A 13607-nucleotide genomic window follows, 5' to 3' on the forward strand; every position below is an offset into this window, starting at 1 on the left:
ATTAATAGAAATTAGTTCTATCCTTTTTCCAAATGTAAATTAACACAAAGCCAACCACAGCACCAAAAATGTGTGCCATATGAGCGATATTGTCATGTCCAGCCCTCATGAATTCAGAATAGAGGGAATACAAAATATAAACAGACACAAAATACTTGGCTTTGATCGGTACAGGTAAGAACAATAAAAACAGCTCAGTGTTGGGAAAAAGCATAGCAAATGCTACTAAAAGCCCAAATAAAGCTCCTGACGCTCCTATCATAGAGGATCTCTTGATATTATTTACCAATGTAGCTCCTAATGATGTTACGATTTTAGAAGAAGTATCCGCCAGTTGACTGTCTTCTGGATTTTCCCTGTAAACATCTCTAAAATCCAAATGCTTGTCTTCAAAGTAAGGTCTGTAGTCCTTGATATATTTAGCAAAATCTGCTGGATTGGGATTTGCTGCATAATTTGCCACTTTATTGTTGACAATTCCCACTTGCACTGCATTGTAACCTGAGTACAGAATGCCTGCTCCTACACCTGCCACCATCCAAAGGATCAAAAATCGCTTGGAACCCAAAAACTGCTCAAGCAAAGGACCAAAAATAAATAAGCCAAACATATTTCCGAACAAATGCCAAAAATCAGCATGCATGAACATGTATGTGAAAATTTGAAATGGCATAAACATCGGCGTACCTAAATAGTACAGTGCCGAGTACGCTTTTAACATAGGCGCAAAATAGGCTGTGACAAAAAATAACCCTATGTTGGCAATCAGTAAATTTTTAGCTATTGGAGTAAGGTTCCTGAACATATCTTATTTGGTAAAAAAACCATGTATCTTTTGTAAATCGAGTTTGACGAAGGTTTTGTTCCCTGACAAACCATAATTTGGGTTTTGACAGGCAAATAACTGCCCCACTATAGCCTCCATTTCGGCAGTATCTAACCTTGTCCCTTTCTTGATGGCGCTTTTTCTCGCCAGTGAACGTGCTAAGTTTTCCCTTTTATCAAGAGAAAGTTCCGACCTGAAGTGCTTAAACTGCTCCAGCAATCCTTCAAACAAAGTCTTTTCATTGTTCACTTGAATATCAGCAGGTACACCTTGAATCAGCACTGTGTCTTTCCCAAATTCCACGATGACAAAACCCAAGCTATACAATTCCTCTTTGATATCCATCACCAAAGCGAAATCGGACTGACTGAGTTGAACATGAGGGGGAAACAAACACTGTTGGGAGGCTCCTGAAGCCTGATTGAGTTGTTTGATATACCTTTCGTAAAGTATCCTTTCATGCGCAGATTGCTGATCTACAATCAAAAGCCCCGAGGACATTTGGGCCACAATAAAGTTTAGCTCCACCTGAAAAGTTGCCCCCGAATCTTCCCTTTCTTCCAAAAAGGGCAAAGACTGTGACTCATTTTCATTGGCTTTACTTGAAAATGTCAAGACGTCAGCATCTTCTCCCGAGGAACCCCCTCTAGGCTGTTCATCTACCTGTATGTAATCACGCTGTTCAAAAAGTCTTTCCCACCCTGAAACTGACTGTTTTTTTACTCCTGGACTTTGGAAGCTCTTGTACGAATTTTCTCTTTGTATGACTTCCTGACCCAAGGTGTTTTCCTTTTTCACATCGAAATTCTGTTGGTGGTCATTTTTCCAGTTATCTGAAAAATTCACATCCAGAGAAAAATCCAAAGTAGGCACAACATTGTGCGCGCCCAGAGCCTGTTTGACAGCCGACCTGATCACTGCATACACTGTCCGCTCATCATCAAATTTTATTTCGGTCTTGGTCGGATGGACATTAATATCAATATGAGTAGGGTCAATTTCCAAAAACAACACATAAAAAGGCTGCATATCAGATGACATCAGTCCTTCGTAAGCATTTACGACAGCGTGATGCAGGTAATTGCTCTTGATAAATCTATTATTGACAAAAAAGTACTGTTCCCCTCTGGTTTTTTTGGAATTTTCAGGCTTCCCTATATATCCTTTGATGTTCAGATGGGGAGTATCTTCCTGACAAGCCACCAATTGCTCTTGATATGATTTGCCAAAAACACCAACTATTCTTTGACTTAGCTTCCCGGGACTGAGATTAAACAGCTCCATGTCATTTTGGATTAAAGTAAATCCAATCTGAGGATAAGAAAGTGCCACCCTTTGAAACTCTTCCACAAGATGTTTCATTTCTACAGAGTTGGACTTTAAAAAATTCCTTCTTGCCGGAACATTGAAAAAAAGATTCTTCATGGATATACAAGTCCCTTCAGGACAAGCTGTAGGCTCTTGCTTTTTCACGTCTGAACCTTCGACCTGAATCAAAGTACCCAGCTCCTCACCTTTTTGACGGGTTTTCATTTCTACCTGCGCCACCGCAGCTATAGAAGCCAAGGCTTCACCTCTAAACCCAAATGTTCTGATCGAAAACAAGTCATCTGAATTTCTGATTTTGGAAGTAGCATGCCTTTCAAAACTCATTCTGGCATCAGTAAGGCTCATGCCTTTGCCATCATCAATGACCTGGATAAGCGTTTTACCAGCATCCTTTACCAAAACCTGCACCTTAGTGGCTCCGGCATCAACAGCATTTTCCAGCAGTTCTTTCAATGCTGATGCCGGTCTTTGTACAACCTCTCCTGCAGCTATCTGATTGGCAATGGCATCAGGCAAGAGGTGAATAACATCACTCATTTGCGCTTGGAATTGGTGCGAAGTCTAAAAAAGAAGACCACTAGGGCTATTCCTCCCATAAGATAAAGCATGGCATAAATAGCATCAGGTCCATAATAAACATACCCAAATAATGCACCTATTAGAACAACGAAAATCACCAACCGAATCAGTCCCGCACTCGTCAACGGAGAACTCTGCCTCCCTTTGATCTGACTTCCGGCAGTGAATGCACCTCGAAGAGATGAACCATAATCTCTTAGGATATCATCTTCATTGTCATCACCCATTGGAAGCGCCCCATCAGCCTGCAGTTCTCGTTTGATCTTCTGCGTCCTCTGATCTATTTCTTCTTTCACCGGATCATAATATCTTGGCTTGATATCAAAGCGCATTGGTTTGGACGTTCTGAAAATAGAAGGAAATTTCATGTGGGATTCAATTCAAATGGATTGTTCTTCGTTAGTAATAAAAACACAACCTTTAGAGAAATCTTGCTGGTAGGGGTTGCGTTTTTTCGTGTATGTTTGTACGAAACGGCGTATATTCATACAAAGTTATTTTAAAATTTAAGCAATAAAAATTAAACACAAGCATGCGGATAAAAGTTTGGGGCATTCTGATCGGCTTAATGGTCGTTTTTCAGGCAGATGCGGTTTTGGGATTGGAAAATGGTGATGAGGACAGGAAAAGGGAAGAAAGGGACCCATTCAATACCAGAGATCAAAGAAAGCAACGCGCTTGGGTGGACAGCGTTTTTCAAAACAACACTTTTGAAGAAAGATTGGGCCAACTTTTCATGGTTGCGGCCTACTCCAACAAAGATGAAAAGCACAAATCAGAGATTGCCAAACTTATTAAGGAGCAGAACCTTGGAGGTTTGATTTTTTTCCAAGGCGGTCCTGTAAGACAAGCACATTTGACAAATTACTACCAGTCAATTTCCAAAACACCTCTTTTCATAGCCATGGATGCCGAATGGGGCATCAGCATGCGCCTAGACTCTATGCTCACTTTTCCCAAGGCAATGACATTAGGCGCTTTGCCTAGAGAAGAGTTGATTTACGACATGAGCAAAGAAATGGCAAGACAATTCAAAGAGTTGGGAATGCATATCAATTTTGCTCCAGTGGTAGATGTCAATTCAAACCCAAACAATCCTGTAATTGGCTATAGGGCTTTTGGAGAAGAAAAAAGACTTGTCACCAAAAAGTCTCTTGCCTATATGAAAGGGCTGCAAGATCACGGTGTAATTGCAAATGCAAAACATTTTCCCGGGCATGGTGATACGGAATCAGACTCTCATTACAGCCTCCCAGTCATCAAGCACTCCGAAACCCGCATCAAGGATATAGACCTATACCCATACAGAGAGCTCATTGATAATGACCTCATGAGTGTAATGGTGGCACACCTTCATATCCCAAGTATGGATTCTGAAAAAAACAAGGCTACCACACTCTCCAAATATGTAGTCACTGACCTTTTGAAAAACCAGATGAATTTCAGTGGACTGGTATTTACCGATGCCTTAAATATGAAAGGGGTTGCCAATTACTACAAACCCGGTGAAGTTGACCTTTTAGCCCTTTTGGCTGGCAATGACATCTTACTCTATTCTCAAGATGTACCCAAAGCAAAAAGCATGATCATACAGGCCATCGCGGAAGGAAGAATCTCGCAGGAAGAAGTAGATGACAGGATCAGAAAAGTACTGAAAGCCAAATACTGGGCCGGAGTACATGAAACAAAGCCTATTGACACCAGTAATTTAGTTCAAAAGCTCAATAGTCCCTACACGGAATTATTGGTAGAAAACCTATATGCACAGTCCATAACAGTTACTTCTAATAAAAATAACTTCCTACCCATCAAGCATTTGGACCTTCAGGAAACTGCCTCCCTTACGATCGGTGGTGATGGTACAGAATTCCAAAATAAACTATCCAAATACAATAAATTCAGTCATTTTGAAATTAAAAAAGGTGCAGATGCCGCAACCTTGGCTGCCATAGAGCAAAAACTGGCACCTTTCAATACCATCGTGGTTGGCATCATGGGTGTGACTAACAGCCCTTCGAGAGGTTTTGGAATCAATCCATCAGACATTAATTTTATCAAAAAGCTGAGTAAAGAAAAAACCGTCATTACTGTACTTTTCGGCAACAGCTATGCCGCAAAATTCACCAACGAATTCCCTCACAATATACTGGCATTTGAAAACAATGAATTTACGCAAAGACTCGTACCAGAAATTATATATGGTGCCAGAGATGCAAATGGACTGCTACCTGTATCAGTAAGTGAAAATCTAAGAACCGGAAGCGGAGGGTACATGAAGGGACTTGGACGTCTTTCTTACAGTCTTCCTGAAAGCCAGGGATTGGATAGTGAGAAACTTGCCGAAATAGACCTTATCATGGAAAAGAGTATCGCCAAAAAAGCTTTCCCAGGTGGAGTGGTATTGGTAGCAAAAAACGGTCAGGTTGTTTTTGAGAAAGCATACGGCTATCATGATTTTCAGAAATCCCGTAAAGTAACAAGCGAAACAGTATATGATCTCGCTTCTATCACAAAAGTCCTTGCTACTACTCAGGCTGTGATGTTTTTGGCCAGTAGAGATTTGATAGACATGAACAGGCCTATAAGTCAATACCTACCAGAATTGAAGAACACCAACAAAGGTAACCTTATACTCAAAGATATTTTGACACATGAGGCAGGCTTGGTTGCATTCATCCCTCATTATGCCAAAACTGTGGAGGCAGGATCATGGAAAACCGAATATTACAGAGAGCGTCAAGAGCCTGGATTTTCCATCCCCGTTTCCAATGACATGTATGGAATGGATGCTATGAAAGACAGTATTTGGCATTGGACAGTAAAATCTGATCTACGTAAAAAAGACCCAGGGAGGGCCAAATACGGCTATGTGTACTCAGACCTCACAATGTACTTAATGCAGGAACTGGTAGAACGTATCACCAATCAGTCTCTGGATGAATTTGTAAGCCAAAATTTCTACGAGCCTCTTGGGATACATACAATGACTTTCAATCCCACCCAGAAAATACCAATCAATGGAATAGCACCAACAGAAGATGATATCACCTTCAGGAAGCGGCTGGTCCAAGGCTATGTGCATGACCAAGGCGCTGCAATGTATGGAGGAGTAGCAGGTCATGCCGGTTTATTTGGCAAAGCCAATGACCTTGCAGTCATGATGCAATTGATGCTTAACGGGGGCAAATACGGGGATGTTGAATTACTCGACGACAAGACAATCAAAGAATTTACAAAGAGACAGTCTAGCCAAAGTAGAAGAGGCTGGGGTTGGGACAAACCAGAACCTGAGAAAGGCAAGGGTGGAAGCGCAGGTGTATTGGCTTCCAAAAGTACCTTTGGACATACCGGCTTTACCGGTACTTGTGTCTGGGCTGATCCGGAACATGACTTGATCTATATCTTTCTATCAAATAGAGTCCATCCAAATGCAAATAACAATATCCTGCTCAAAGATGGAATTCGTACTGAAATTCACGATATTATCTATCGTGCGATGAAAAAATCATAAGCACTTCACCAAAACGGTAAATAATTAACCTTGAAATTGAACAAATAAGCCTGAAATGGATGTTAACAAGACTAAATCTGAAAAACCTAAACTCATTAACATGAAAATCGGTATAGTCTGTTATCCAACTTTTGGAGGTAGCGGAGTGGTAGCCACAGAATTGGGAAAGGCCTTAGCAAAAGAAGGACATCAGGTCCACTTCATTACATACAGGCAACCGACCAGACTTGATTTTTTTAGCGCAAACTTATTTTATCATGAGGTTGATATAAAAAGCTATCCTTTATTTGAACATGCTCCCTATGAACTTGCATTAGCCAGTAAGATGGTCAATGTCGCCAAGTATGAGCAATTAGATCTTTTGCATGTGCACTATGCTATCCCTCATGCCTCAGCTGCATATATGGCCAAACAAATACTCAAAGAAGAAGGCATTTACATTCCAGTGGTGACCACACTTCATGGGACTGATATTACTTTGGTAGGGAAAGACCCAAGCTACGAACCGGTGGTTACTTTCAGCATCAACCAGTCTGACGGCGTCACAGCTGTATCAGAGGATTTGAAAAGAGCCACTTTTGAGCTTTTTGATATCAAAACTGAAATTGAAGTCATCCCCAATTTTATTGATCTTGACCGCTTCAAAAAACAAAAAAAGGAGCATTTCAAATTGGCAATTTGCCCAAATGGAGAAAAGCTATTGGTCCACACCTCGAATTTCAGAAAAGTAAAAAGGGTTGAAGATGTCATCAAGGTATTTTTCGAGATAAGAAAAACCCTGCCCGTCAAACTTTTATTGGTAGGAGACGGACCTGAAAGAGATAAAATGGAAAGACTTTGCCGTGAATTGGGAACTTGTGACGACACACGTTTCTTAGGCAAACTTGAAGCCGTGGAAGAAGTGCTTTCTGTTGCAGATTTGTTTTTGATGCCATCGGAAAAAGAGTCATTCGGACTTGCTGCACTTGAAGCCATGGCCTGTGAAGTTCCGGTCCTTTCGTCAAATGCAGGAGGAATACCCGAACTCAATATAGATGGGGTTACTGGATATGCTTGTGAGATTGGCAATATTGAAGAAATGACAAAAAGAGCCCTTGAAATTCTTGATGATGCCAACTTACCTAGATTCAAAGCAAACGCATTGGCAAGAGCAAAAGAATTGGATGTGAGCAATATTCTCCCTCAATACGAGGAGTTTTATAGAAAGACGATTGAAAAATCACAAGCCAATATTTTGAATTTGGGATAGCGAAAAATCCGGTTTATTTTTTTGATTGAAAACTAAATTTCAACCAACCAAATTAAATTTGTACCGTTATCCTAAAATAGAATTTCTTATATTAATGATAAATTAATTAAATACAGGCCGATCAATTGTTTAAAATATCAAATTATGAAAGCGACGACGACCACGATGAAAAAGATTGGAAGATTAGATAGACCGGACAACAATGGTTCCGCTCATATGTTCGACAATCCTGTATTGGAAAGGTTATCCCGAACACATATCAGCATCCCGATTATATTGTTTATGGGGATTTCAACAGCTTCTTTGTACTATGCAGTAACCGCAACAGATATCTCCATAAGCCTAGGTTTGGGAATTATTTTAGTCGGGCTCATTGTATTTACTTTTGTGGAATACATCATGCATAAATATTTCTTCCATATGGAGCCTGACTCTCCGATCAAAGACAAGGTTCAATATTCAGTACATGGGGTTCACCATGATTACCCTAGAGATAAGGACCGATTGGCAATGCCTCCTTTTATCAGTGCGTTTTATGCCATGGTATTTTACTTTGTATTTACCTTTGTAATGGGTGATTATGCGCTATATTTCTTACCAGGTTTTTTGCTTGGGTATTCGGCATATTTGGGTGTTCATTATGCAGTACATGCCTATCAACCTCCAAAGAATTTCCTGAAAATCCTTTGGGTCAATCATGCTGTGCATCACTACAAAGACCCTGATGCAGCTTTCGGCGTAAGTTCACCTTTGTGGGACTACATACTAGGAACCATGCCTAAAAAAGAAAAATAAAATTAAGCCAGCCTTCCCGCTGGCTTTTTGATTTAATCGATTTTCAACTTTGGGTTTCTTGCTACGAAATCCTCCCTAAACCGGTAATATTGTAAAGAGTCACTCATACTTTGAAAATAATCAACATCCACATGCATCTTTTGAAAATGGTGAACACCTAAGGTATCTGATATCACAAATGTAGAATCTGTAAGTGAATCCACATTCCAAACCCGCTCAAAAAACAATGGAGTAGTGGTGATCAATTTATTATCATCTAACTCATACACGTATTCTGCCAACCCAAGATTCTCGTGATTTAGGATAATAAGCGTGTCTTTGATGTACAATTCATAATAAGCTGAATCTGTATCAAACCCATACCAATTCCCCATAAGCTTGTTGTCGGGCTTATCCGGCTTACAGCTTACAATGATCAGTAAAAGCGTAAAGAGTATATAGTTTTTCATTTTCCATTTCATGTGTTTAAATTTTGTTTGTTAAAGGCCACATGGGATCTCGCAGTATAGATAATCATCCCAGTGTATGACGTTCTCGTCATGCCTGTTTGCTTCAGGCAAGCTCGATTTCATTTGTTTATAATTTTTTTTCTCAATGATCACATAGAATCTCCCTAATAACCATCACGCTTAATGTGAATCTGTTGTTATGGGCATTTCATATAATCAACCCGGAAATTTTATTTCTTTTAAGAAGGTTGCCAAAATTATTCCAAATATGGTGAACAAGCCTTAATTTAATCATTTTAAAGCTTTAAAAAACAATCTAAATGAAGACGATTTCCATCATAGGCCTTGGTTGGCTTGGAGAGCCTTTAGCTGAAAAGCTTATGCAGAGGGGCTATACCATAAAGGGAAGTACCACTAGTGTGGATAAACTCAAGAGGCTTAAAGAAAAGGGTATCTTTTCACGCCAGCTCCAATTTAACCCCCACCCTGAAGGCGAGAGTTTTCAAGACCTTTTCGATGCAGATGTGTTATTTGTAAACATACCTCCACGTATTCGGAGCTTGCCCGAAACATTTCACCCCGAACAAATAAAATTTGTCAAAGCCATGGCAGAACAAGCGGGAGTAAAAAAGATCATTTATGTCTCTGCCACTTCTGTGTACCCGGACAATGGTCAAACTGCCTCTGAGGATGACAATCTGGATTTGGAAAACACAGGCAACAAAGCCCTTTTGAATGCTGAAAACATCCTCAGGTCGGGGAAAAATTTTGACCTGACAATCATCAGGTATGGTGGATTGCTAGGGGTGGATAGGATTCCGGGCCGTTATTTTTCTGGAAAAGAAAATGTACAAGGAAATACCCCTGTCAATTACATCCACAGGGATGACGCCGTAAATATGGCCGTCTGGATAGTAGAAAAATCTCTTTGGAACGAGATCTTCAATGGAGTAGCTCCTCTTCATCCACTTCGAAAGGATGTGTATGAGAAAAATGCAATAGACTTGAGAATCGCTCCCCCTTTGAGTTACACAGCTGAGAATTCTCCATATAAAGTAATCTCCCCACAAAAAATAATAGATACAGGGTTCAAATTCAATATACCCAACCCTTTAGACTTTTGGTATGAGAAAAATACTTAGTCTTACTTGGTCAACCTAAACAAGCAAGACTATGACTAGCCATTTTCAATAAAAAAATCAGCCATAAAAACATCCAATGGTGTATTAAACCTTTATTCCCTTCATATTTCTTTATAGATTCAGGACATGGAAAATAAAATCGCGCTGGTAACTGGCGCTACTTCTGGGATAGGCTGGTCCACTGCCATAGCACTCGGTCGACTAGGATACGCCATCATTGGTACTGGAAGAAGGTCAGAGAAATTAGATGCCCTTGGACAGGAGCTTGCAAAGGAAAATATCTTATTCTTTTCCCTAACTTTTGATGTAAGGGACCAAAATGCGGTATCCAAGGCAATTGAGAGCCTGCCTGAAAAATGGAAAGACATAGATGTATTGGTCAACAATGCGGGCAATGCGCATGGATTTGACCCTATACAAACCGGCACTATAGCCGATTGGGAAGCCATGTTGGACATAAATGTCAAAGGCTTACTGTATGTTTCCAAAGCTGTCATCCCGACCATGTTGTCGAAAAAATCAGGAACGATTGTGAATATAGGTTCTATAGCTGGAAAGGAAGTCTACCCAAACGGCAATGTGTATTGTGCTTCTAAGCATGCCGTAGATGCGCTTACCAAAGGCATGCGTATGGACTTAAACCCTCACAATATCAGGGTAATTGGCGTGCACCCTGGTTTGGTTGAGACCGAGTTTTCGCTGGTCAGATTCAAAGGTGATGCGGAGCGATCCAGAAAAGTCTATGAAGGTTTTCAGCCTTTGACACCCGAGGACATCGCAGATACCATTGCATTTGCAGTCAGCCGCCCTGCCCATGTAGTACTGGCAGATATCGTCATGTTACCGACAGCCCAAGCTTCCTCCACCATAGTCACCAAAAACCTAAATCATGAGTCGAATTAAGCTAGATCTTTTTCCTATTGCAGTGGCAGCACTCGTTTTTTTCTCTTGTGAATCCAAAAACAGAGAAGTGGAAGTAGAAATGCATGATGAGGCTGTAGAAATATCTTCTCAGCAGGACTGGGTGGTGGATGATGAAGAATTTGAAATCAGTGAAGAAATAGGTGAGCTGGAGCAGAGCCTGATCGATGCTGGACTGGTTGATGTGGAGGAAGTGATTTCGGGAATCTACGTTGACTTGAAGTATTCCACTACTGACAATTTCTTTGGTAAGGACGTGTATGGAGACCTTTATCGCTGCTACATGCAACCTGAAGTTGCGCAAATGCTCAAAAAAGCACTCGAAAAGTTACAGGAAGAACATCCAGACTTGACTTTTTTGGTGTATGACGGGGTACGACCCCAAAGTGTACAACAAATCCTTTGGGACGAATTGGACAAACCTGATAGCATCAAACCCCTGTATGTGGCCGACCCACAAGTTGGAGGCTTGCATAACTTTGGTGTTGCTGTAGACTTAACACTAGCCAAGGCTGAAACAGGAGAAGCTTTGGATATGGGAACACCCTTCGATTTCTTTGGCTACCCAGCCTATCCAGACAGGGAAAAACAGATGCTTCAAGAAGGGAAAATCACCCAAGAACACATCAACAACAGAGAGATCCTCAGAAAGGTAATGAAGCATGGGGGATTTACTGGAATTGGTTCTGAATGGTGGCATTTCAATGCCTACAGTAGAAAAGAAGCGGCGGAAAAATATGGTATAGTGAAATAATCTTTCAACAATAAAACCTATAACTATGAACTTAAAAAATTATTGGACTGGCCTTTTAATGGGCTTTGTCATCTTATTTGCAGCACAGACGGAAACCTCCGCTCAAGCACAATTTAAAGCTTTGGTATTCAGCAAAACCAAAGGATTCAGGCATCAGTCTATTCCAGATGGAGTGGTAGCTTTGAAAAAACTTGCCAAAGAACATCAGTTTTCGGTCTATGCCACAGAAGATGCTGATGTATTTACAGATGAAAAATTGAAGGAATACGATGTAATCATCCTGATGAGTACTACCGGAACAATATTCAATGACGAGCAAAAAGCAGCTTTTGAGCGGTTCGTACAAAGTGGAAAAGGAGTAGTGGGAATTCACAGCGCCACCGATACTGAATACGAATGGCCTTGGTATACGAAATTAATTGGGGCTCAATTTATGAATCACCCATATATTCAGTCAGTAAGGTTGAATGTAGTCGATAAAAAGCATCCTGCTACTTACCACCTTCCTGAGAAATGGCTATGGACAGATGAATTGTATGCTTTCAAAAACTTCAATGAAAACGTAAGGGTCTTGATCACCGCTGATGAAAGCTCATATGACACCAATTTTTCTTGGAAACCAACTGAGGGGATGGGAGATTTCCACCCGATGGCATGGACCCACGAATATGATGGTGGAAGAATATTCTACACCGCTTTGGGACATACTGATTGGTCATTTTTGAATGAAAATTTCACCCAACACATCTATGGTGGAATCTGGTACGCGGCAAAAGGGTTTCCTATAGAGGAATAAACACTAGACAAAAAATGAAATTAAACTTCAAGAAAACCGGTTCAGGAGAGCCTTTGATAATACTTCACGGTCTTTTTGGCTCTGCTGACAACTGGTTCAGCATAGCCAAAGAGCTCGAAGATGAGTTTACCCTTTACCTTGTTGATCAAAGAAATCACGGTGATTCTCCTCAAAGTGAGGATTGGAATTACAAAGTAATGGCAGAGGACCTGAAAGAGCTGATGGAAGCAGAAGATATATCCGAAGCCCATTTACTTGGTCATTCTATGGGTGGAAAAACTGCCATGACCTTTGCGCTAAACTATCCTGATAAAGTCAAAAAATTGATTGTTGCTGATATTGCCCCTAGGTATTATCCGGTACACCACGAGACCATTCTGAAAGGACTCAATGCAGTGCCAATCGATAGCCTCAAATCCAGAAAAGAAGCCGATGATGCCTTGTCTGAGTATATCAACAATGCGGGCATCAAGCAGTTTCTTCTCAAAAATCTCACCCGAGTAGATGGAGGATTCAAATGGAAAGTCAACCTGCCTGTCATCACTGATCAAATTGAAAATGTAGGGGAAGAAGTCTCTTCCGAAAAACCATTTGAAAACACTACTCTATTTATGGGAGGGGAAAACTCCGATTATATACAGGATAAAGACAAGGAAGACATTGACAGGCTTTTCCCTAACAGTCACCTGATCTATATCAAAAATGCAGGTCACTGGTTGCATGCTGAGCAACCTCAGGCGGTGGTGGATACGATTAAAGCTTTTTTGAAGAGGTGAAAAAGATTAGAATAAATATATGGGCATATATTTATTTTTTTCACCAATTCTTAGAGGAACCGATAATTGTTGATATTAGGATATGTATATCCGCTTTCATACCAGTAGAATCTAAACAATAGAATTAACCTGTGATTTCGAACCAATATCTATAAATATCCAATATCTATTAGTATCCGTTTGCCAATAAACCTTCGTTTAATTGATTAGTGGCATGATTGCGGATAACCATATATTAGGATATTTAGATATTGATTAATCGAATTATGAATTTTAAATTTTTCTTGTAATCAGACTTTTAATTTTAGTTTAAAAAAAATATTTAATTTAAATGCCTCAATAATTAAACTTTAAAACGATGGAAAATTATTCTATTTTACTGTGGCAACTCTTTAATATTGCCGGTATTTTGTTAATTGTTTATTTGGTGGTTTTACTTGTTAAAAAATTTAGGAAATCTGCTTGAATATAAGTTTTGGA

The 13607-nt window shown here is 40.2% G+C and carries 12 protein-coding genes; 8 read left to right on the forward strand and 4 right to left on the reverse strand.

Translation table 11 applies throughout. The features are described 5' to 3' along the window. Position 1: 1 nt before the first annotated feature. The 3 genes from CLW00_RS07020 to CLW00_RS07030 are packed head-to-tail and all read right to left on the reverse strand — an operon-like array spanning position 2 to position 3102. Entirely contained in the window at positions 2-805 is an 804-nt protein-coding gene (locus CLW00_RS07020; protein ID WP_106132947.1) for a rhomboid family intramembrane serine protease, read from the reverse strand. A 3-nt stretch (positions 806-808) separates the two neighbouring features. Beyond that, entirely contained in the window at positions 809-2692 is a 1884-nt protein-coding gene (gene mutL, locus CLW00_RS07025) for a DNA mismatch repair endonuclease MutL (protein ID WP_106132948.1), read from the reverse strand. Continuing rightward, on the reverse strand, positions 2689-3102 hold the full coding sequence (locus tag CLW00_RS07030) for a hypothetical protein (RefSeq protein WP_106132949.1): 414 nt from the start codon (positions 3100-3102) through the stop codon (positions 2689-2691). Before CLW00_RS07030 ends, mutL begins: the two co-directional genes overlap by 4 nt. Before the next feature lie 164 nt (positions 3103-3266). Between CLW00_RS07030 and CLW00_RS07035 the strand changes: the two genes are divergently transcribed. The 3 genes from CLW00_RS07035 (at position 3267) to CLW00_RS07045 (ending at position 8289) form a co-directional block, all read left to right on the forward strand. Continuing rightward, a complete protein-coding gene (locus CLW00_RS07035) occupies positions 3267-6245 on the forward strand; it encodes a serine hydrolase domain-containing protein (protein ID WP_106132950.1) in 2979 nt (992 codons plus the stop codon). A gap of 100 nt (positions 6246-6345) precedes the next feature. Further along, the gene (gene bshA, locus CLW00_RS07040) at positions 6346-7494 is read left to right on the forward strand and encodes an N-acetyl-alpha-D-glucosaminyl L-malate synthase BshA (RefSeq protein WP_106133080.1); all 1149 of its coding nucleotides are present in this window, start codon (positions 6346-6348) and stop codon (positions 7492-7494) included. 165 nt (positions 7495-7659) lie between these two features. Beyond that, positions 7660-8289, forward strand: a complete 630-nt coding sequence (locus CLW00_RS07045) for a sterol desaturase family protein (RefSeq protein ID WP_106132951.1) — start codon at positions 7660-7662, stop codon at positions 8287-8289. Between the two features lie 32 nt (positions 8290-8321). On the opposite strand, the gene CLW00_RS07050 is transcribed toward CLW00_RS07045, so the two are convergent. Then, the gene (locus CLW00_RS07050) at positions 8322-8738 is read right to left on the reverse strand and encodes a hypothetical protein (protein WP_106133081.1); all 417 of its coding nucleotides are present in this window, start codon (positions 8736-8738) and stop codon (positions 8322-8324) included. 320 nt (positions 8739-9058) lie between these two features. Between CLW00_RS07050 and CLW00_RS07055 the strand changes: the two genes are divergently transcribed. The 5 genes from CLW00_RS07055 (at position 9059) to CLW00_RS07075 (ending at position 13127) form a co-directional block, all read left to right on the forward strand. After that, positions 9059-9880 (forward strand): NAD(P)H-binding protein, encoded by an 822-nt coding sequence (locus CLW00_RS07055; protein WP_106132952.1) that lies wholly within the window; start codon positions 9059-9061, stop codon positions 9878-9880. Positions 9881-10006: 126 nt separating this feature from the next. After that, entirely contained in the window at positions 10007-10783 is a 777-nt protein-coding gene (locus tag CLW00_RS07060) for an SDR family NAD(P)-dependent oxidoreductase (protein WP_106132953.1), read from the forward strand. Beyond that, positions 10770-11555, forward strand: coding sequence for a M15 family metallopeptidase (locus tag CLW00_RS07065; RefSeq protein ID WP_106132954.1), 786 nt, complete (start codon positions 10770-10772; stop codon positions 11553-11555). The genes CLW00_RS07060 and CLW00_RS07065 overlap by 14 nt, the downstream gene beginning before the upstream one ends. 25 nt (positions 11556-11580) lie before the next feature. Beyond that, on the forward strand, positions 11581-12351 hold the full coding sequence (locus CLW00_RS07070) for a ThuA domain-containing protein (protein ID WP_106132955.1): 771 nt from the start codon (positions 11581-11583) through the stop codon (positions 12349-12351). 14 nt (positions 12352-12365) lie between these two features. Further along, the gene (locus CLW00_RS07075) at positions 12366-13127 is read left to right on the forward strand and encodes an alpha/beta fold hydrolase (protein ID WP_106132956.1); all 762 of its coding nucleotides are present in this window, start codon (positions 12366-12368) and stop codon (positions 13125-13127) included. The last annotated feature ends 480 nt before the right edge of the window (positions 13128-13607 follow it).

This window comes from Mongoliibacter ruber (genome assembly GCF_003003005.1).
In the GTDB taxonomy this organism is placed as follows: Bacteria; Bacteroidota; Bacteroidia; order Cytophagales; family Cyclobacteriaceae; genus Mongoliibacter; species Mongoliibacter ruber.